Here is a 17,798-nt window from a genome sequence, read left to right as displayed (position 1 = left end):
TCTTGCTCCGAACTCGCCGGCCTACACGATTCCTGTAGGAGCAGAGCAGGTTCAGATCACGCGCTCTGCGACAACGATCAAGCTTTGCCCAACAACTTCGCCAAGCCTTCGACCATCGAAGTGGGCCGCGGGAATTCGAACCGCGCCAGCAAACGCGCGTTGTCCGCCCGGGAATGGCGGATATCGCCCGAGCGCGCAGGACCATGGCTGACCGGCGGCAAGCCACCGATGACCTTTTCCAGAGCCGCCAGCAACTGGTTCAAGGACGTGGCCTGGTTCAACCCGATGTTCACCGCCCCCTCCTCCACCTGCGCCAGCTCCAGCGCCTGGACCATCACCTTGACCAGATCGCCTACGTAGAGGAAGTCGCGGGTCTGCTCGCCGTCACCGAATACGGTGATCGGCTGGCCTTGGGCGGCACGCTCGCAGAAGATGCTGATCACCCCCGAATAGGGCGAGGACGGGTCTTGGCGCGGCCCGAAGATATTGAAGAAGCGGAACACCACCGGCTCCAGCCCATGCTGGCGACGATAGAAGTCCAGGTACTGCTCGCTGGCAAGCTTGTCCACCGCGTAGGGGGTCAGTGGTGCCTTGGGGGTGTCCTCGGCGATCGACTGCCCTTCGCCATTGTTGCCGTACACCGCCGCGCTGGAGGCGAACAACACACGGCGCACGCCATGCAGGCGCATGGCCTCGCAGACATTGAGGGTGCCGATGAAATTGCTCTGGTGGGTACGCACCGGGTCTTCGACCGAGGCTTGCACCGAGGCCACTGCAGCCAGGTGCACCACGGCGCGGCAACCTGCAACGGCACGCTTGACCAAGGCAGCATCGGCGACATCGCCTTCGATCAGTTCCAGGCCCGGATGGTCGAGCCGCAGGTTGGCGCGCTTGCCGGTAGAGAGGTCGTCGAGGACCCGCACGGCATAGCCTTTGTCCAGCAACGCATCGCACAGGTGGGAGCCAATGAAGCCGGCACCGCCGGTGATCAGGATGGGGGCATCAGCCATTTCGGTAGAATCGGTCCAGTAGGGGCGGCAAGCCGGCGCGCCAGGCGCGGGGCTTGATACCGAAGGTATGAAGAATTTTCTTGCAAGCCAGCACGGCGTTCTGCGGCTCCTCGGCGGCATCGGGGCGTGCGGCGTGAGCCTGGGGCGTGGGTGCCTGTACGGCCAGCTTCTGCCACTGCGCCGCCTCGGTCAGGATTGCCTGGCCCAACGCCAGCGGCGTGGTCGCTTCATTGCCGGCGTAGTGGTAGGTACCCCACAGCGGCGCGTCGCAATCGAGCTGCTTGAGCACCGAAAGGATCACCCGTGCCGCGTCGTCCACCGGCGTCGGGTTGCCCCGACGATCATCCGCCAGCAGCAGCTCCTGGGGCTGCTCGGCGCGGGTGAGGAAACGCCCGAGCGCACCGTCGATGCTCTCGTCCAGCACCCAGCCAAAACGCAGCAGCACATGCTGCGGGCACGTCGCCCGCACGCTCTGCTCGATACGCCACAGCGCCTGGCCGCGCAGCCCCAGCGGCACCGGCTCGTCCTTCTCGCTGTAGGCCGTGGCCCGCGAGCCGTCGAATACCCGGTAGCTGGAAGGTTGCACGAGGATGATCTGGTGGTGCTGACACAGTTCGGCCAGACGCTCCACGGCCCGCTCTTGCAGCGCCAGGCGCTGCTCGCTGACCGACTCGGCCTGGAACCAGTCGAAATAATAGGCCAGGTTGATCACCACATCGGGGCGGTGGTCATCGAGCAATTGCGTGAGACTGGCCGGCGCCCAGCCATTCTCCGGCGGGCGTGGCGCCAGGAACCCGATGTCCTCTTCGGCTCCGAGACGAATCAGCGCTTGCCCGAGGGCATTGCCACCACCCAACAGCATCAGGCGCATACGCATAGAGTCAGCAGGTCCGGACAGGTTGAGGGAAAGAGGCGGACATTTTGCGGGTTCCTCTCGGGGAAGTCCAACCCTGGGGAGGCGCTGCAATCTGAATCTTCATTTCCTACTCCCCTTAAGGAAATTTCCTATGGCGCGGTAGGCTCGATCCTGCATCAAAAGATCAAAATACTTGGCTGAATATCTTCAAGAACAATAAAGCCCGAGTGACTACTGCATACTCGGCGAGAGGACACCAGCCAATGCCCAACAAAGGAAGCACTCACTTTCTCTTCACCCTTGCACAGGCTCATAGGCTTGACCACGCCAGCCAGGTACTTGCAGCACGTGGAGGGCCTGACGCCAGTGGTGTTGCGATATTGGCCAACCAATGGGCCAGGAAAATCCATAGATCTTTCGAACCGAATCAAAAAACAGCACTGAACGATTTTTTGTACAACCGAATTGCGGCACTTGAATTCGCAGGCATGTTAACGCCAAAGGTAGGACAGGCGCCGGACCAACTTCCTCGAATGAGGGTAATGGAAAGCGATCCGATCAATCTTTATCTGGCATCGCGTAATCAAATCCTCCTGGCCCTGGTACGCTTTCGCTCTTTCGCATTTGATATCGACAACCAAGGCAAACACATGCGATTGGTCGGTAATTTCAAAGGTGGAGGGGAACAACGCCTTGCACAAGAGCCGAAGGCGCACAAACCAGAGCTCAGTTCCCACGCTGGAGTCTGTCTAGGCCCCCATACAGAACCGCCTTATTACTGTTCAACCATTTCCTCGGACGGCCACTCTCCCGCCCCAAGCGCTTTGATATTGACTGCCCGATGGAACCCGCAAGACGAACCTACTCATGTAATTCCCCTACACGATGTGATTTCAAAGCTGGGAGGATTTGAAGCACTGGCCTTGTCTTCGAAATCTTTTACCTTTTCGAGAAGCGACTGTTTCGTCAGAAATGAAAGCGAGACGCCTGCCCCCAACTCCATTCTTCAGTTCGATAAGCATGGCGGCTTCACCATACGATATAGCAGTTACCGCTTTGCACTGGCCAACTGTGCAAGCATCGAGGCCAAACGTGCTCTGCAGACGTTTCAGTCTCTACTGGAGACGGCCAATGTTTACAAGTTCGTGCTGACTCCCGCAACTGCACTCTTGATAAATAACAGCCGAGCCCTGCATGGAAGAGAAATAGTAAAGGACAACGGACGGCTGCTCGTACGACTTTTCGGCTACGCGCCTTACTCCAGACCTCTCGTTATACAGCACGACCCATTGATCGTACGTGGCTGAAGGCAAGGACTCTAATGGAACTTGAATTAAGCGCACTTTTTGTATTGGCCACAGTTGCGTTCCTAGCCGGTTTCTTTGATGCCATCGCAGGCGGCGGTGGCCTGCTGACACTACCTGCCTTGTTCATCGCCGGGTTGGACCCGTTGGCAGCCATCGCTACCAATAAATTCCAGGCCTCTTCCGCCAGCGTTTCCGCCACGTGGGCATTTGCCATAAAACGCATGATCGATTGGCGAACGGGTTTGCCGATGGCTGTCCTGTCCTTCGCGGGTGGCATGATAGGCGCCCTATCAATCAGTCTGCTGGAGAGGACTGTTCTTGAAGCATCCATTCCTGTACTGCTGATTGTCGTCGCGATCTACTTCGCTAGCAGCCCGAGTTTGGATGGACGCCAACGCACCGCAAAAATATCGCTGACTTGCTTTGCGCTGACTATCGTTCCGCTAATCGGTTTCTATGATGGTGTCTTCGGGCCAGGAACCGGCTCATTTCTGATGGTCGCATTCACGCTTCTATTAGGACAAAGCGTTCTTCAAGCAGTTTGCAACAGCAAGCTGCTCAATGCCTCTTGCAATGTGGGTGCGCTATCGGTGTTCATTATCAGTGGTGCCATCCTATGGCCACTCGCATTGACCATGGCGCTGTCAGCCACTATCGGCGCTCAAGTCGGCGCCCGTTGCGCCATCCATTTCGGCACACGACTTATAAAACCGTTACTGATCTGCGTATGTTGCCTCATGGCATTGAAACTTTTGCTCAGCGACGGCAACCCGATCGGCGATTGGATAAGGCAACTGTGAAGGGAGGATGGTCAGGCTTGTCTCGTTGCACATCCGCGACTCGTATTCACTGCAACAGGAGCGCGACACCGAGGTAGTGACACCACACTAGCTAGGTGTCCAAAGGGTGACGTAGCCGCTGCGCCATTTCAGCTAGCTGCAGATCATCCGCTCGTGGCCCATCATGGGAAGAGACATAGCCCAGGTAGCGATCAAAGTACGTTTCGACAACAGAGGCGATCTTCCGGAAGGCGCTGTCTTCACCAGTTCCATGCATGGGATACAGCTTTGCGTGAAGGTGATCGACGCCATACCCCTCGAACACCAGCGCTGTACGCCCCACCCCCTCCAGGCCTTCGACCAATAGTTTCGCGACCTTCTTCGTTGCCGCGAGCAGGCCTGCGATGACAAGGTCGTCCTGCTCGAAGAGGTAGCTTGAATGATGAGCCTTGGGTATCACGACCGTTACACCAGGCGTATTGGGGTAAATGGAAAGAAAGGCCATGTAGTTTTCGTCCTGCCATACGATATGACTTTGGACGCGCCCTGCGACTATTTCACAGAACACACACACTTATTCACTCCGTATTTTCCGAATGACATCTAGAAATCAGCCAATACGTATTCTTAACAACGCCGCGAACATGATCAACAGCCTATATAGCCAGAAACTTCCTATATAGCCGTAGGAAATATCGAGTAAATTAAATGAACACTCGACAGCAGGCTCACTCGATTTCAAACAACCCATTCTTGAGCGGCCCGACGCTCAGGCGTTCACGCACGTCATCATCGATGCGCGGGTCGTCCGGGCGGTACAGCTTGACCTGGCGGTAGGCGTTGATGCGGTTGACCTCTTCGCCCAGGTATTCCCAGACCACGCGGGTGCAGGCCGGGTTGCGGCGGTCACCACTGGAGACGCCATTCTTCAGGCCATTGAGGCGGGTGATGCGGCTCTTGAAGCTCGGGATGAGAATGGTCTGGCTCATCTCGTTGAATGTCAGCGACTCGTAGTCGATGAGAAATACCCTGTCCTGTAACTGGAACGCCGCACCGAGGTAGCGACACCGTACTTCGGCGTGCGGATCGGTTGCAGTGGAGCGCTCTTGGCGTTCAAGGCGTTCGAACAGGAAACTGCCGCGTTCCTCCCACAGGTGCACCAGCGATACGAGGATCGAGCCGGGTACCGACATGCAGTTGGAATACTCGAAGTAATAGCCACAGTAACGCGACAAGTTGCCGGCCTGCGCGTGCAGCGGCTTGAACAGTTCGCAGATCGGGTCGTTCTGCTGCTCGGCCTGGGCAGATAAGGTGCGGGCGCCGATCAGGCGGGCGAACTGTTCCGGCGGCAGGCCCAGCTCGTAGTCCTCCACGCCGAAGAAGTCACCGATGCGCTTGAGGTTGTAGGCCGTCGGGCGGCTCTGGCCGCTCAGGTACTTGTTGAATTGCGCGCGGTTGATCGACAGCTGCCGGCAAACCTCTGAAATAGAGCGGTAGTGGCTGCAGGCCAGTTTGAGGTTGATAGCGAAATGATCGCCCATGAGAAGGGTCCAGATGATGCGAATGACGCAATTCTAGCATCAAGTCGCATCAAGTCAGAGCAACCCGCGAAATTGTAACCACAGTTGTCATGGCCAACCATGCGCGCCAATGAAAGCGGTGCGTCTCTGCCGCCCGCTGGTCTTTCCACGCGAAGAACAAGAATCGAGGTCATTTCCCAATGCTCGAAGCACTCAACGATTTCCTTTCGGGGAAACTTCTCATCGTGCTGATCGTCGGACTCGGCGGTTACTTCACCATCCGCTCTCGCTTCGTCCAGTTCCGTCATTTCGGCCACATGTTCGGTGTCTTCAAGGAATCCCTTCGCGGCCAGGCAGGCCAACTGAGCTCTTTCCAGGCCCTGATGCTGAGCCTGGCCGGCCGTGTCGGTGCCGGTAACATCGCTGGGGTCGGCATCGCCGTGACCCTCGGTGGCCCAGGCGCCGTGTTCTGGATGTGGGTCACCGCACTGGTGGGCATGGCCAGCAGCTTCTTCGAATGCACCTTGGCCCAGGTCTACAAGCGCGCCGACGGCGACGGTTTGTACCGCGGCGGCCCGGCCTACTACATCCTGCACGGCCTGAAGCTGAAAAGCATGGCGATCGTGTTCTCGATCCTGCTGCTGGTCACCTACGGCTTCGCCTTCATCGGCGTGCAGTCGTACACCATGACTCACTCGCTGCAGAACGCCTTCGGCTTCGATCCGGGCACCACCGGTATCGTCCTCGCCGCACTGCTGGCCATCACCTTCATCGGCGGCATCAAGCGCATCGCTGCGGTGTCCGACCTGCTGGTACCGGTCAAGACCCTGGCCTACATCGGTGTGACCCTGTATGTGATCGGCACCCAGATCGAACACGTGCCGGCCATGCTGGAAACCATCTTCAAGAGCGCCTTCGGCCTCGACCCGGCGTTCGGCGGCCTGCTCGGCAGCGCCATCGTCATGGGCGTGAAGCGTGGCGTGTTCGCCAACGAAGCGGGCCTGGGCAGCGCGCCGAACGTCGCCGCCGTAGCCGCCGTGAAGCACCCCGGCGCCCAGGGCGTGGTCCAGGCCTTCAGCGTGTTCCTCGACACCTTCGTGATCTGCACCTGCACCGCGCTGTTGATCCTGCTGTCGGGCTTCTACACCCCAGGCTTCGAAGGTGATGGCATCGTCCTGACCCAGAACTCGCTGGCCGCTGTGGTCGGTGACTGGGGCCGCCTGTTCGTCAGCGTCGCGCTGTCGCTGTTCGTCTTCACCTGCATCCTCTACAACTACTACCTGGGCGAGAACAGCCTGCAATTCCTCAGCCGCAACCGCGTCGTGCTGATGATCTTCCGTGGCCTGGTACTGGCGCTGGTGATCTGGGGTTCGGTGCAGAACCTGTCCACCGTGTTCGCCTTCGCCGACATCACCATGACCTGCCTGGCGTTCGTCAACCTGATCGCTCTGGCCCTGCTGTTCAAGACCGGCCTGCGGGTGATGCGCGACTACGACGACCAACGCCGCGCAGGCATCGAGCAGCCGGTATTCGATTCCAGCAAGTTCGCCGACCTGGACCTGGACCGCAACGCCTGGCCAGCCAACCCACAGGCTGACACAGCCGCTGACAAAGCCGCCGCCCAGGCTCAACCGCAGCGCTGATATCCTCCCCTGCCCAGCCGCCCCATCCGGGGCGGCTCTCTTCTCCGCTCATCGCTACGGAAGCTTTCCATGCGTGCAGTCAAGAATCTTCTCGTCCTCTATACCGGTGGCACCATCGGCATGCTGCAAACCCCAGAAGGCCTGGCCCCGGCCAGCGGCTTCGAGGCGCGGATGCGCGACTATCTGGCCTCGCAGGCCGACGGACCAGGCCTGACCTGGTCGCTGCGTGAGCTCGACCCGCTGATCGACAGCGCCAACATGCAGCAGGCCAACTGGCTGGCCATGCGCGATGCCATCGTCGAGGCGGTGGAGCGCGATGGCCATGACGGTGTGCTGGTGCTGCACGGCACCGACACCCTGGCCTACAGCGCGGCGGCGTTGTCGTTCCTGCTGCTGGGCCTGCCGGTGCCGGTGTTGCTGACCGGTTCCATGCTGCCCGCCGGTGCACCCGACAGCGATGCCTGGGACAACCTGCTCGGCGCCCTGCGGCTATTGGAACGAGGTTTGGAAAGTGGGGTACAGCTGTATTTCCACGGGCAGTTGTTGCATGGCTGCCGAGCCTCGAAGCTGCGTAGCGAGGCATTCGATGCCTTCGCGGCCCTGCCCCGCCATCGCGAGGGCGAGCGAGCCGCGGCGATTCCCCCAGCACTCGATTACCGGCAGCGTCGCGAACCGGTGAGGCTTGCGGTCTTGCCGGTAGTGCCCGGCCTGCAGGCCGGTTTCGTCCAGGCATTGCTCGCCACCGGCATCCAGGGCCTGGTGCTCGAATGCTATGGCAGCGGCACCGGCCCGTCCGACGACCAGGCCCTGCTCGACGCATTGCACGATGCCCGCCTGGGCGGTGTGATGATCGTCGCCATAAGCCAGTGCCCGGAGGGCTCGGTGGTGTTCGATACCTATGCCGCAGGGAGCCGGTTGCGTGATACCGGGCTGGTCAGCGGCGGCGGGATGACCCGCGAGGCGGCGCTGGGCAAGCTGTTCGCGCTGCTGGGAGCCGGGCTGGATGTCGACACAGCTGAGCGGTGGTTTGCCCTGGACCTGTGTGGGGAGCGGGCGTGAGCGTTGCCTGATCAGGTCTCATCGTCGGCAAGCCTGCTCTCACAGGGACTGCACAGGCCTTGAAAGCTGCGCGGTCCAAGTGGGAGCTGGCGTGCCGGCGATAGGGACCTGACAGGCAGAAGAAAATGGCGGAAGGCAGCGGGAGTCGAACCTGCCCGGGAACGGCTGCCGTCCCCAACCGGGTTTGAAGCCCGGCCGCGCCACCGGGCGCGATTGCCTTCCTTGTACTCAGTGCCTGGCCGGTTGCTGGGCCAGGGCGCTGTCGGCGCGGATGTGACGCTGGTCGGCGACCCTCCGGGTCAGGCCGAGGCGGTCGAAGTATTCGAGAATCTGTACGCTTCGCTTGCGACCGATGCCCAACATATCGCGAAACGCCGCGACCTGCACTATCGGTGTACTGGCTGAATGCTGCAACAGCATGTCGGCCATGCGCCGGATCGTCGCTTCAGGGTAGAACAGGTCACGCACCACTTGGTGCACCAACCCCAGCCGGGCCAGTTTGCGCAGCAGCAGACGTACTTCGCCTTCGTCGCGCGCTTGCGCCGTGGCCAGGGTACGGACCCACGGCGGGTCATACAATCCCTCCAGCAATGCCGGCTCCAGACGCGCCCACAAGGCAGCATCGTCATCACTCAACTGCACCTTGTGTTCCGGCAGGTGCAACCAGGGGCCGCTGTTGACGATATCGCCCGATGCCAACAGCTCTTCCAGCAGGGCGATGAACGTCGGCCGCTCCACGGCCAAGGCGACGAAACGGCGCAGGCGATCGCGGTCAGGGCCTAGCTGGTCCGGTTCCTGTTCGTGGAAGTGCGCAAGCTGTGCGATGACCTGCTGCTTGAGTGCCTGCCAATGATGCTGGGCAAACAGCAGCGAACCCTGTTTCGTGGTGATGGTTTGCACGCCGTCGGGCAGCCGCCAGCCCTCACGCAAGCGATTGAACTGGCGCTCAAGGCGCTGGGGGTCCAGCCCACCCGGCGCCGCCTCCAGCAAGCCTGGCAAGGCTTGCTCCAGCTCCGTGGCTTGGCGCAGTACCTGCAACTGGCGTAGGCGCATTGCGCTGCGCCGCTGGCGGCTGGGGGCAAAAGGATCGAGCACCCGGCCGCCGCCCAAGGTGCGCTGGGCACGCTGGTCACGCAGCACCAGGCGATCGCCGTGCACCGCCTGCAACGGCGCGTTCAGCAGCAGTTGGGCGAACATCCGCTGGCCAGCCCTCAGTATCTCGCCTTCGAGCAACGCCACACGCGCAGTGACATCCTGGGTGCCCAGGTGCACATGCACGGCGCTGAAATGCTCGAAGGTGCGTGTTTCGCCTGCCAGCAAGGTGAGTTCGATGTCTACCCGCAGGCTGGGGGCATGCAGCCAGTCCGGCACCAGCCAGTCGCCACGGTGGATCTGTTCCAGAGCCAGGCGCTCGGCACTGATGTTCAGGGCCACCCGTTGGCCGGCGTCAGCCACCAGCGCAGCCTGGTTCTGCGCATGCAGCCCGCGGACCCGTACAGGTTTGCCTGCCTTGCCCAGCAGCAAGGTATCCCCGGCGCTGACTCGCCCCGCCAGTGCCGTGCCGGTGACTACGATACCGGCACCGGCCACGGCGAATGCCCGGTCCACCGCCAGCCGGAAACCACCCCGGGCACTGCGCTGGCGCACGCGCCCCTCGGCCGCCAGCAAGGCCTGGCGCAGCGCCTCGATGCCTTCACCGGTGACGCTGGACAACGGAAACTGCGCCGCATCGGCATAAGGGCCAGGGGCGAGCAGGTCGTTGACTTCGGCCTGAACCTGCGCCACGCGCTGCGGGTCGACGCGGTCGCATTTGCTGATTGCCACCAGGGCCTGGGAAATTCCCAGCAGCTCGATGATCGCCAGATGCTCACGGGTCTGTGGCATCACGCCGTCGTCGGCAGCCACCACCAACAGTACCAGGTCGATGCCATGGGCACCGGCCAGCATGTTATGGATGAAGCGCTCGTGGCCCGGCACATCGATGAAACCGGTCAGCGGTGCCCCTTCGGCCAGGGCGGCGTAGCGATAGCCAAGGTCGATGGTCATGCCCCGGGCGCGCTCCTCCTGGCGATGGTCGCCCGCCTGGCCGGTCAGGGCCTGGAGCAGCGCGGTCTTGCCATGATCGATATGGCCGGCGGTGCCGACGATCACTGGACCGGCCCCAACTGCAGCTCGGGAAGCTGCGCCAGCCATTGCGCCTCGTCATCCAGCTGGCGCAGGTCGAGCCACAAGGCATCGTCGTCGATGCGGCCCAGCACCGGCACCGGCAAGGCACGCAGGGCCCGCTCCAGCACGTGCAGGCTGCGCCCGCGCAGCTTCTTCGACACCAGCGGGCGCAGGCACAACGCGGCACTGGGCAGGCGTGCCACCGGCTGGCTGCCACTGCCGATCATGCCCAGCGCAGGCTCCACGCTGACCGCCCATTGCGACCCCAAGCAGTGGGCCAATACCGGCGCCAGGCGCTCGGCCTGGGCGGCGATCTCGCCCTGAGGGCGTGTCAGCAAACGCAGGCTAGGCAGGCGCTCGGCCAGGCGGTCAGGGTTGCGGTAGAGCGCCAGTACCGCTTCCAGGGCAGCCAGGGTGATCTTGTCGACGCGCAGGGCACGCTTGAGCGGGTTCTTCTTGATCTTGGCGATCAGCGCCTTGCGCCCCACGATGATGCCGGCCTGAGGGCCGCCGAGCAGCTTGTCACCACTGAAGGTGACGATGTCGGCGCCATCGGCCAAGGCCTGGCGCACCGTAGGTTCGGCCGGCAGGCCCCAGCGGGTGAGGTCGAGCAGGCTGCCGCTGCCCAAGTCTTCGAGCAGGGGCAGGCCGTGGGCGTGGGCGATGGTGGCCAGCTCGGCCGTGGGCACCTGGGTGGTGAAGCCCTGGATGCTGTAGTTGCTGCAATGCACACGCATCAGCAGGCCGGTGCGTGGGTTGATCGCCCCTTGGTAGTCGCGGGCGTGGGTGCGATTGGTGGTGCCCACCTCGTGCAGGCGCACGCCGGCGCGGGCCATGATGTCAGGGATACGGAAGGCACCGCCGATCTCGATCAACTCACCGCGGGAGATAATGCCCTCCTTGCGAGCGCCCAGGCTGTTGAGCGCCAGCAACACGGCAGCGGCATTGTTGTTGACCACGGTGACCGCTTCGGCGCCGGTGAGCTCGCGGATCAGGCCTTCGATCAAGTCGTCGCGGTCGCCACGCTTGCCGGTGGCCAGGTCGAATTCCAGGTTGAGCGGGTAGCGGGCAGCGGTCTGCATGGCCTCGACGGCCTCTTCCGGCAGCAGCGCACGGCCGAGGTTGGTGTGCAGCACGGTGCCGGTGAGGTTGAAGACCCGGCGGACCTGGCTGCGCTGCAGAGCGGTCAGGCGCTCTGCAGCACGGCCATTGAGGCCTCCCGGCGCCAGCTCCACTGCGTCCAGCTGGCCGAGACGGGTGGGCTCGCGCAGGTCATCGAGCAACTGGCGCAGGGTGGCCAGCACGGCGTCGCGGCCGTGACGCTCGATCAGTGGCTCGCAGGTCGGGTGGCGTAGCAGGGTATCGATGGAGGGCAAGCGGGGGGTATCGCTGGCGAGGTTGGAAGACATGCAGTACTACCTTGGACTGATCCGTTGTCTGGGCGGGCCTTATCGCGGGACAAGCCCGCTCCTACAGGCTTGCGTTGTACCTGTGGGAGCCGGCTTGCCGGCGATGGGGGCAACTCGATAGTGAAGTGTAGACACTCACCCCCCACCCGGCGCCAGCAGCAGGTTCGGCGCCAGGCGCTGGAAGCCTTCTTCGTCCAGGCGCATGTCCAGTGCCAGGCTGGCCAGGTCGTCGGCCAAGGGCTCGGCAGCACTGTCGTTCTCCAGGTAGCACTGCTTGAGGTAGCTGTTGCAGCCCGGGCAACACTCGGCACGCAGCGGCGCCTTGCCCGGGGCATGGCGGTCATCCTCCAAGCTGGTATAGCGCAGGCCCTTGCTCGAGTCGCAGTACACGCACTTGACCCGGACCACATGCCACTCGCAGGCACACAGCGAACAGGCCAGGTAACGCAGGCCATTGTGCTTGCCTCGGTTACGCACCACCCCGGCCATGGCCGGCGAGCCACAGGCTGGGCATTGCGAAAGGCTGCTACCTGGTTTCAGGTCCGGTTCCGGCAGGCTCAGCAGCCAATGGCTCCACGCCGCCTGCAACGCAGCGCCAATGAAAGGCACCAACGCCGCCGGCACAGCATCATACTGGCCGCCGAGCAGGGCGATGGCCCAGCCCTTGCGCTGCGCTTGATCACTGTTGCCCAAGGACCGCACGGCATCGGCCAGCGGGCCGCCCGGCGCGTCCTGGAAGTGCTCGAGCAATGCGTCCAGCCAAGGCAGCCAATGCCCCTCGCGCACCAGGCTGTCGGCGGCCAGCGGCGGCAGGCCGTGGCTCAGGCACAGGCGCCGACGCTCTTCGGCCAACGGCATGGGGCTGGGTGGCTGCGCCAGCAACTGCTGCTGGACACGACACAGCCGAGCGACCAGCCGAAGGTAATCGCCCAAGGCATGCCCCTCGGCCAGATGCTCGAGCCGTTCGGCACGCAGCTGGAACAGTTCGGCTGATGGAAGATGCAGGAACGGCGGCGCAGTCGCCGCCGCCTCGATCTGCCCAGGTTCGAGAATCGTGCTCAAGCGCTCATCCTTTTTTTCTACCCGGGCTTGGCGGGGCCTTGTCGCCCGTCACGTCCCGGTACCACAGTTCATGGTGCTTGCGCGCCCAGGCACGGCTCACCGTGCCATGCAGCATCGCGCCCACCGAGCCTTTGATCCAGATGCCAGCGTAAATGTGCACGATGATGCCTAGGATCAGCACGAACGCCGCCAGGGCATGCAGCAAGGTGGCCAGGCGAATGGCACCGATATCGAAGTACTGGCTGAACCAGGCTCGCCAGATCACCACACCACTGACCAGCAACACGAGCATGCACAACAGCAGCGTCCAGAACAGCAGCTTCTGCCCGGCGTTGTACTTGCCGATCGGTGGCACGCCCTCTTCCTTGTTCAGCATGACCCGGTCGATGCGACGCAGCCATAGACGATCGTTGGCCGTGATGTAGTTGGCGCGCCAGAAGCGCAACACCAGGCCAAGGAAGAACACGAACATCGCCACCCCGATGAACGGGTGCAGGATGCGTGTCCACGGCCCGCCGCCAAACAGGTGGCTGAGCCAGAACAGTGCCGGGTGGAACAGCGCCAGCCCCGACAGCCCGGCCATCACGAACAGGATCGCGACGATCCAGTGATTGCTTCGCTCGTTGGCGTTGTAGCGCACGATAGGTTTGTGGTCGCTCATGGCCGTGGCTCCCCTTGCCCACCGGGCTTGGTCGGATCATAGACATGGACCGACGGGTCCACCTGATGCACGCCGTCTTCGCCCGCTGCCGGGTGGTCTTGCTCCTCGACCCGCTGTGGGCCGACCCGTACGTAATGGAAGAACCCGGCCAACACCGCCGCGCCCATGGCCAGCAATGCCAATGGCTTGCTGATGCCCTTCCACAACCCCACCAGGGGGCTGATCACCGGCTGGTCGGGCAAGCCGGCGTACAACGTGGGCGTATCGGCATGGTGCAGCACGTACATCACATGGGTGCCACCGACGCCGTCCGGGTCGTACAGCCCGGCGTTATCGTAACCACGGGACTTGAGGTCGACGATGCGCTCGGCGGCATGCACCTTCATCTCGTCCTTGCTGCCGAAGACGATCGCCCCGGTCGGGCAGGTCTTCACGCAGGCCGGCTCCAACCCTACGGCCACACGGTCGGAACACAGGCTGCACTTGTAGGCCTTGTGGTCCTTCTGCGAGATACGCGGGATATTGAACGGGCAGCCGGTGATGCAGTAGCCGCAGCCGATGCAGTGATCCTGGTTGAAGTCGACGATGCCGTTGGCGTGCTTGATGATCGCCCCCGGGCTCGGGCAGGCCTTCAGGCAACCAGGCTCGGCGCAATGCATGCAGCCATCCTTGCGGATCAACCATTCCAGGTTGCCGTCGTCGCGCTCGTGCTCGGTGAAGCGCATCAGGGTCCAGGTGTCGGCGGTCAGGTCCTGAGGGTTGTCGTAGGTGCCATGGTTGTGGCCGACCTCGTCACGCAGTTCGTTCCACTCCGAGCACGCCACCTGGCAGGCCTTGCAGCCGATGCACTTGGTGGTGTCGATCAGCTTGGCCACTTCCTGTTGCTGGCGTACCGAAGGGGGTACGGTCGTGGTGGCCGAGCGGGCGATGATGTCTTGCTGGGCCATTTAGATTTTCTCCACGTTGACGAGGAACGACTTGGACTCCGGTGTCTGGGTGTTGCCATCGCCCAGGAACGGCACCAGGGTGTTGGTCAGGTAGCCATGCCGGGTGATGCCGGTGAAGCCCCAGTGCAACGGGATACCCACGTGGTGGACGGTCTGGTTGTTGACCTTCAGCGGGCGGATCCGCTTGGTCACCACCGCCACTGCCTCGATATGCCCCCGCTTGGAGCTGACCCGCACCCGGTCGCCCGCCTTGATGCCCTTCTCATTGGCCAGCACTTCGCCGATCTCGACGAATTGCTCGGGCTGGGCAATGGCGTTGAGGCGGCAATGCTTGCTCCAGAAGTGGAAGTGCTCGGTCAGCCGGTAGGTGGTGGCCGCGTAGGGGAACTCGTCGGCCTTGCCGAGGGTGTCCCACACCGAGTCGAAGACCCGCCCGGCCGGGTTGCTGGTGGCCTGCTTGTTCTGCGGGTTCAGCGGGTTGATGCCGATGGGCGTCTCGAACGGCTCGTAGTGTTCGGGGAACGGCCCCTCGGCCATCTTGTCGATGGCGAAGAACCGCGCCACACCTTCGGGGTTCATGATGAACGGGTTCATCCCGGCCTCCGGCGGCGAATCGACCTTGAAGTCCGGCACGTCGGTGCCGGTCCAGGCCTTGCCGTTCCACCACACCAGGCGTTTTTTCTCCGGGTCCCACGGCTTGCCTTGCGGGTCGCTGGAGGCACGGTTGTAGAGGATGCGCCGATTGGCAGGCCACGCCCAGGCCCAGTTCTGCACATGGTGCATGCCGTAGGGGTCGCTGTTGTCGCGCCGGGCCATCTGGTTGCCCTGCTCGGTCCAGCTGCCGGCGAAAATCCAGCAGCCAGACGCGGTGCTGCCGTCGTCCTTGAGCTGGCCGAAGCCGGAAAGCTGCTGGCCGGCCTTGAGCGTAGCGCCGGCGGCATCGACCTGGTCGGTGATCGCCCAGCCGTTCATTTCCTTGGCCAGCTCCTCCGGGGATGGCTCTTCAGGAATCTTGTAGGGCCAGCTGATGTTGAGCATCGGGTCGGGGTAGGCGCCGCCCTCTGCCTTGTAGCGATGGCGCAGGCGCAGGAACAGCTCGCTCATGATCTGCACATCGGTGCGGGTCTGGCCCGGGCCGTCGGCACCCTTCCAGTGCCACTGCAGCCATCGGCTGCTGTTGACCAGCGAGCCGTCCTCCTCGGCAAAACACGTGGTGGGCAGGCGGAACACCTCGGTCTGGATGTTGGTTGTGTCGACGTCGTTGAACGGGCCGGCGTTGCGCCAGAACTCGGACGTTTCGGTGGCCAGCGGGTCCATCACCACCAGCCACTTGAGCTTGGCCAGCGCGGCGGTGACGCGGTTCTTGTCCGGCAATGCGGCGATGGGGTTGAAGCCCTGGCACATATAGCCGTTGACCTTGCCCTGCCCCATCATCTCGAACATGCGCAACACGTCGTAGGCGCCGACGTCCAGCTTGGGCAGCCACTCATAGCCCCAGTCGTTCTCGGCGGTGGCGTTGGCGCCATACCAGGCCTTCATCAGGCTGACATGGAACTTGCCGTAGTTCTGCCAGTAGGACAGCTGCCCTGGGCGCAGCGGCTTCGAGGCACGCTTGTCGATGAAGGTGGCGTAGTCCTGCTCGGCGTCGCCGGCCAGGGTCAGGTAGCCAGGCAGCGAGTTGGACAGCAGCCCCAGGTCGGTCAGGCCCTGGATATTGGAGTGCCCACGCAGTGCGTTGACCCCACCTCCCGGCATACCGACGTTGCCCAGCAGCAGCTGGACCATGGCTGCACTGCGGATGATCTGCGCACCGATCGAGTGCTGTGTCCAGCCCAGCGCGTAGAGGATCGTCATGGTCTTGCCCGGTTGCGAGCAGGTGGCGATCTCTTCCCAGATCTTCATCATGGCGTCCTGGGGCATGCCACAGGTCATGCTCGCCACTTCCGGGGTGTAGCGGCTGTAGTGCTGCTTCATCAATTGGAAGACGCAACGCGGGTGCTGCAGGGTCGGGTCGACCTTGGCGAAGCCGTCTTCGCCGAGCTCGTAGCCCCAGCCGGACTTGTCGGCATAGATGCGCTTGTCCGCGTCGTAGCCGCTGAACAACCCATCTTCGAAGCCATAGCCTTCGTTGACGATGAACGACACGTCGGTGTAGTTGCGCACGTATTCGTGCTGGATCTTGTCGTTGCTCAGCAGGTAGTTGATCAACCCGCCCATGAAGGCGATATCAGTACCGGTGCGGATCGGCGCATAGTAGTCCGCCACCGAGGCGGTACGCGTGAATCGCGGGTCGACCACGATCAGCCGCGCCTTGTTGTGCGCCTTGGCCTCGGTCACCCACTTGAAGCCGCACGGGTGCGCTTCTGCTGCGTTGCCACCCATCACCAGGACCAGGTTCGCGTTGGCGATGTCAGACCAGTGATTGGTCATGGCGCCACGGCCATACGTCGGGGCAAGACTTGCCACCGTCGGGCCGTGTCAGACACGCGCTTGGTTATCGAACCCCAGTACACCCAGCGAACGGACCACCTTGTGCGTCAGATAGCCGGCCTCGCTGGAGGCGGCCGACGCGGCGAGGAAGCCCACAGTGAGCCAACGGTTGACCGTCTGGCCTTGGTCGTTCTTCTCGATGAAATTGGCGTCGCGGTCCTTCTTCATCAGGTCGGCGATGCGATCGAGCGCCTCGTCCCAGCTGATCCGAGTCCATTCCTTGCTGCCTGGCTTGCGCACCTCGGGGTACTGCAGACGGTTGGGGCTGTGGATGAAGTCCAGCAGCCCGGCGCCCTTCGGGCACAGGGTGCCGCGGTTGACCGGGTGGTCCGCGTCGCCCTCGATGTGGATGATGTTCTGCTTGACGTTCTTGCCCGCATCGCCCTGGCTGTACATGATCAGGCCGCAGCCGACCGAGCAGTAGGGGCAGGTGTTGCGGGTTTCTTTGGTATGCGCCAACTTGAAGTGACGCACCTGCTCGGCGAACGCAGGCGTAGGGGCCATGCCCAACGCCGCAAGGCTCGAGCCTCCAAGGCCGACGGCGGCGACCTTGAAGAACTGCCGACGGTTGAGGTCCATCGTGCACTCCTGATCAGGTTCTGGGCGCCTGGAACGTGCCGGCGCCTCTAGGACTCACGGTAGCGGCCATCGGGATGGCCACCAACCTGTAACTCTAGTCAAGAATCAGGAATGTGCGATGACGTGGGTCAGGTATGAAGCGATCGCGGGACCTCGCCATCGATGGCTAACGCGAACCTGTAGCTAACCAAAATTCAGAGATCGAGTAGGAGACGGGCTCTCACCCGTCGTCCTCTCACACCACCGTGCGTACGGTTCCGTACACGGCGGTTCAGGTTATGCGGCTAAGCCTGTTGATCGTATCGAGTAT

The 17,798-nt window shown here is 62.8% G+C and carries 14 protein-coding genes and 1 tRNA gene; 4 read left to right on the top strand and 11 right to left on the bottom strand.

The window, feature by feature from the left end; all coding sequences use genetic code 11:
- Positions 1-77 precede the first annotated feature (77 nt).
- Together ACNFG0_RS20085 and ACNFG0_RS20080 are read right to left on the bottom strand one after the other, a co-directional pair.
- Positions 78-1,010, bottom strand: coding sequence for an NAD-dependent epimerase/dehydratase family protein (locus ACNFG0_RS20085; protein WP_416766126.1), 933 nt, complete (start codon positions 1,008-1,010; stop codon positions 78-80).
- Entirely contained in the window at positions 1,003-1,887 is an 885-nt protein-coding gene (locus ACNFG0_RS20080; RefSeq protein WP_416766125.1) for a sugar nucleotide-binding protein, read from the bottom strand. The genes ACNFG0_RS20085 and ACNFG0_RS20080 overlap by 8 nt, the downstream gene beginning before the upstream one ends.
- A gap of 242 nt (positions 1,888-2,129) precedes the next feature.
- Between ACNFG0_RS20080 and ACNFG0_RS20075 the strand changes: the two genes are divergently transcribed.
- Together ACNFG0_RS20075 and ACNFG0_RS20070 are read left to right on the top strand one after the other, a co-directional pair.
- Positions 2,130-3,173 carry a hypothetical protein gene (locus tag ACNFG0_RS20075; protein ID WP_416766124.1) on the top strand — a complete coding sequence of 348 codons (1,044 nt, stop codon included), beginning with the start codon at positions 2,130-2,132 and terminating at the stop codon, positions 3,171-3,173.
- Positions 3,174-3,187: 14 nt separating this feature from the next.
- A complete protein-coding gene (locus ACNFG0_RS20070) occupies positions 3,188-3,973 on the top strand; it encodes a TSUP family transporter (protein WP_196145414.1) in 786 nt (261 codons plus the stop codon).
- A 91-nt stretch (positions 3,974-4,064) separates the two neighbouring features.
- Here ACNFG0_RS20070 and ACNFG0_RS20065 read toward each other — a convergent pair whose 3' ends face one another.
- Both ACNFG0_RS20065 and ACNFG0_RS20060 read right to left on the bottom strand, forming a co-directional pair.
- Entirely contained in the window at positions 4,065-4,526 is a 462-nt protein-coding gene (locus ACNFG0_RS20065; protein WP_416766122.1) for an HIT family protein, read from the bottom strand.
- Between the two features lie 154 nt (positions 4,527-4,680).
- A complete protein-coding gene (locus ACNFG0_RS20060) occupies positions 4,681-5,493 on the bottom strand; it encodes a helix-turn-helix domain-containing protein (RefSeq protein ID WP_196156112.1) in 813 nt (270 codons plus the stop codon).
- 179 nt (positions 5,494-5,672) lie between these two features.
- Here ACNFG0_RS20060 and ACNFG0_RS20055 point away from each other — a divergent pair, with 179 nt between their 5' ends.
- Together ACNFG0_RS20055 and ACNFG0_RS20050 are read left to right on the top strand one after the other, a co-directional pair.
- Complete coding sequence (locus tag ACNFG0_RS20055) at positions 5,673-7,115, top strand: alanine/glycine:cation symporter family protein (RefSeq protein WP_196145411.1); 1,443 nt, start codon at positions 5,673-5,675, stop codon at positions 7,113-7,115.
- Between the two features lie 69 nt (positions 7,116-7,184).
- On the top strand, positions 7,185-8,174 hold the full coding sequence (locus ACNFG0_RS20050; RefSeq protein ID WP_416766120.1) for an asparaginase: 990 nt from the start codon (positions 7,185-7,187) through the stop codon (positions 8,172-8,174).
- A 126-nt stretch (positions 8,175-8,300) separates the two neighbouring features.
- Here the strand turns inward: ACNFG0_RS20050 and ACNFG0_RS20045 are convergent.
- The 7 genes from ACNFG0_RS20045 to fdnG all read right to left on the bottom strand — a co-directional run bounded on the left by ACNFG0_RS20045 (position 8,301) and on the right by fdnG (position 17,488).
- Positions 8,301-8,396, bottom strand: a tRNA-Sec gene (locus ACNFG0_RS20045).
- 6 nt (positions 8,397-8,402) lie between these two features.
- The gene (gene selB, locus ACNFG0_RS20040) at positions 8,403-10,325 is read right to left on the bottom strand and encodes a selenocysteine-specific translation elongation factor (protein WP_416766119.1); all 1,923 of its coding nucleotides are present in this window, start codon (positions 10,323-10,325) and stop codon (positions 8,403-8,405) included.
- On the bottom strand, positions 10,322-11,749 hold the full coding sequence (selA, locus tag ACNFG0_RS20035; RefSeq protein ID WP_196145408.1) for an L-seryl-tRNA(Sec) selenium transferase: 1,428 nt from the start codon (positions 11,747-11,749) through the stop codon (positions 10,322-10,324). The genes selB and selA overlap by 4 nt, the downstream gene beginning before the upstream one ends.
- Before the next feature lie 135 nt (positions 11,750-11,884).
- Positions 11,885-12,811 carry a formate dehydrogenase accessory protein FdhE gene (gene fdhE, locus ACNFG0_RS20030; protein WP_416766118.1) on the bottom strand — a complete coding sequence of 309 codons (927 nt, stop codon included), beginning with the start codon at positions 12,809-12,811 and terminating at the stop codon, positions 11,885-11,887.
- 4 nt (positions 12,812-12,815) lie between these two features.
- Positions 12,816-13,472: a formate dehydrogenase subunit gamma gene (locus ACNFG0_RS20025; RefSeq protein ID WP_196145406.1), complete on the bottom strand. Its 657-nt coding sequence runs from the start codon at positions 13,470-13,472 to the stop codon at positions 12,816-12,818.
- Entirely contained in the window at positions 13,469-14,419 is a 951-nt protein-coding gene (gene fdxH, locus ACNFG0_RS20020) for a formate dehydrogenase subunit beta (protein ID WP_196166975.1), read from the bottom strand. Before fdxH ends, ACNFG0_RS20025 begins: the two co-directional genes overlap by 4 nt.
- Positions 14,420-17,488 carry a formate dehydrogenase-N subunit alpha gene (gene fdnG / locus ACNFG0_RS20015; RefSeq protein WP_196145404.1) on the bottom strand — a complete coding sequence of 1,023 codons (3,069 nt, stop codon included), beginning with the start codon at positions 17,486-17,488 and terminating at the stop codon, positions 14,420-14,422.
- Between the last annotated feature and the right edge of the window lie 310 nt (positions 17,489-17,798).

It is taken from the genome of Pseudomonas sp. NY15372, from assembly GCF_048068215.1.
GTDB classification, from domain to species: domain Bacteria; phylum Pseudomonadota; class Gammaproteobacteria; order Pseudomonadales; family Pseudomonadaceae; genus Aquipseudomonas; species Aquipseudomonas guariconensis_A.
The sequence above is the reverse complement of the archived record's forward strand: the minus strand, read 5'-3'. Positions and strand labels throughout refer to the sequence as shown.

Excerpts from the sequence above, each read along its gene's own strand:
- ACNFG0_RS20085 (WP_416766126.1), bottom strand. The coding sequence starts at position 1,010 with ATGGCTGATGCCCCCATCCTGATCACCGGCGGTGCCGGCTTCATTGGC.
- ACNFG0_RS20080 (WP_416766125.1), bottom strand. The coding sequence starts at position 1,887 with ATGCGTATGCGCCTGATGCTGTTGGGTGGTGGCAATGCCCTCGGGCAA.
- ACNFG0_RS20075 (WP_416766124.1), top strand. The coding sequence starts at position 2,130 with ATGCCCAACAAAGGAAGCACTCACTTTCTCTTCACCCTTGCACAGGCT.
- ACNFG0_RS20070 (WP_196145414.1), top strand. The coding sequence starts at position 3,188 with ATGGAACTTGAATTAAGCGCACTTTTTGTATTGGCCACAGTTGCGTTC.
- ACNFG0_RS20060 (WP_196156112.1), bottom strand. The coding sequence starts at position 5,493 with ATGGGCGATCATTTCGCTATCAACCTCAAACTGGCCTGCAGCCACTAC.
- ACNFG0_RS20055 (WP_196145411.1), top strand. The coding sequence starts at position 5,673 with ATGCTCGAAGCACTCAACGATTTCCTTTCGGGGAAACTTCTCATCGTG.
- ACNFG0_RS20050 (WP_416766120.1), top strand. The coding sequence starts at position 7,185 with ATGCGTGCAGTCAAGAATCTTCTCGTCCTCTATACCGGTGGCACCATC.
- selA (WP_196145408.1), bottom strand. The coding sequence starts at position 11,749 with ATGTCTTCCAACCTCGCCAGCGATACCCCCCGCTTGCCCTCCATCGAT.
- ACNFG0_RS20025 (WP_196145406.1), bottom strand. The coding sequence starts at position 13,472 with ATGAGCGACCACAAACCTATCGTGCGCTACAACGCCAACGAGCGAAGC.
- fdxH (WP_196166975.1), bottom strand. The coding sequence starts at position 14,419 with ATGGCCCAGCAAGACATCATCGCCCGCTCGGCCACCACGACCGTACCC.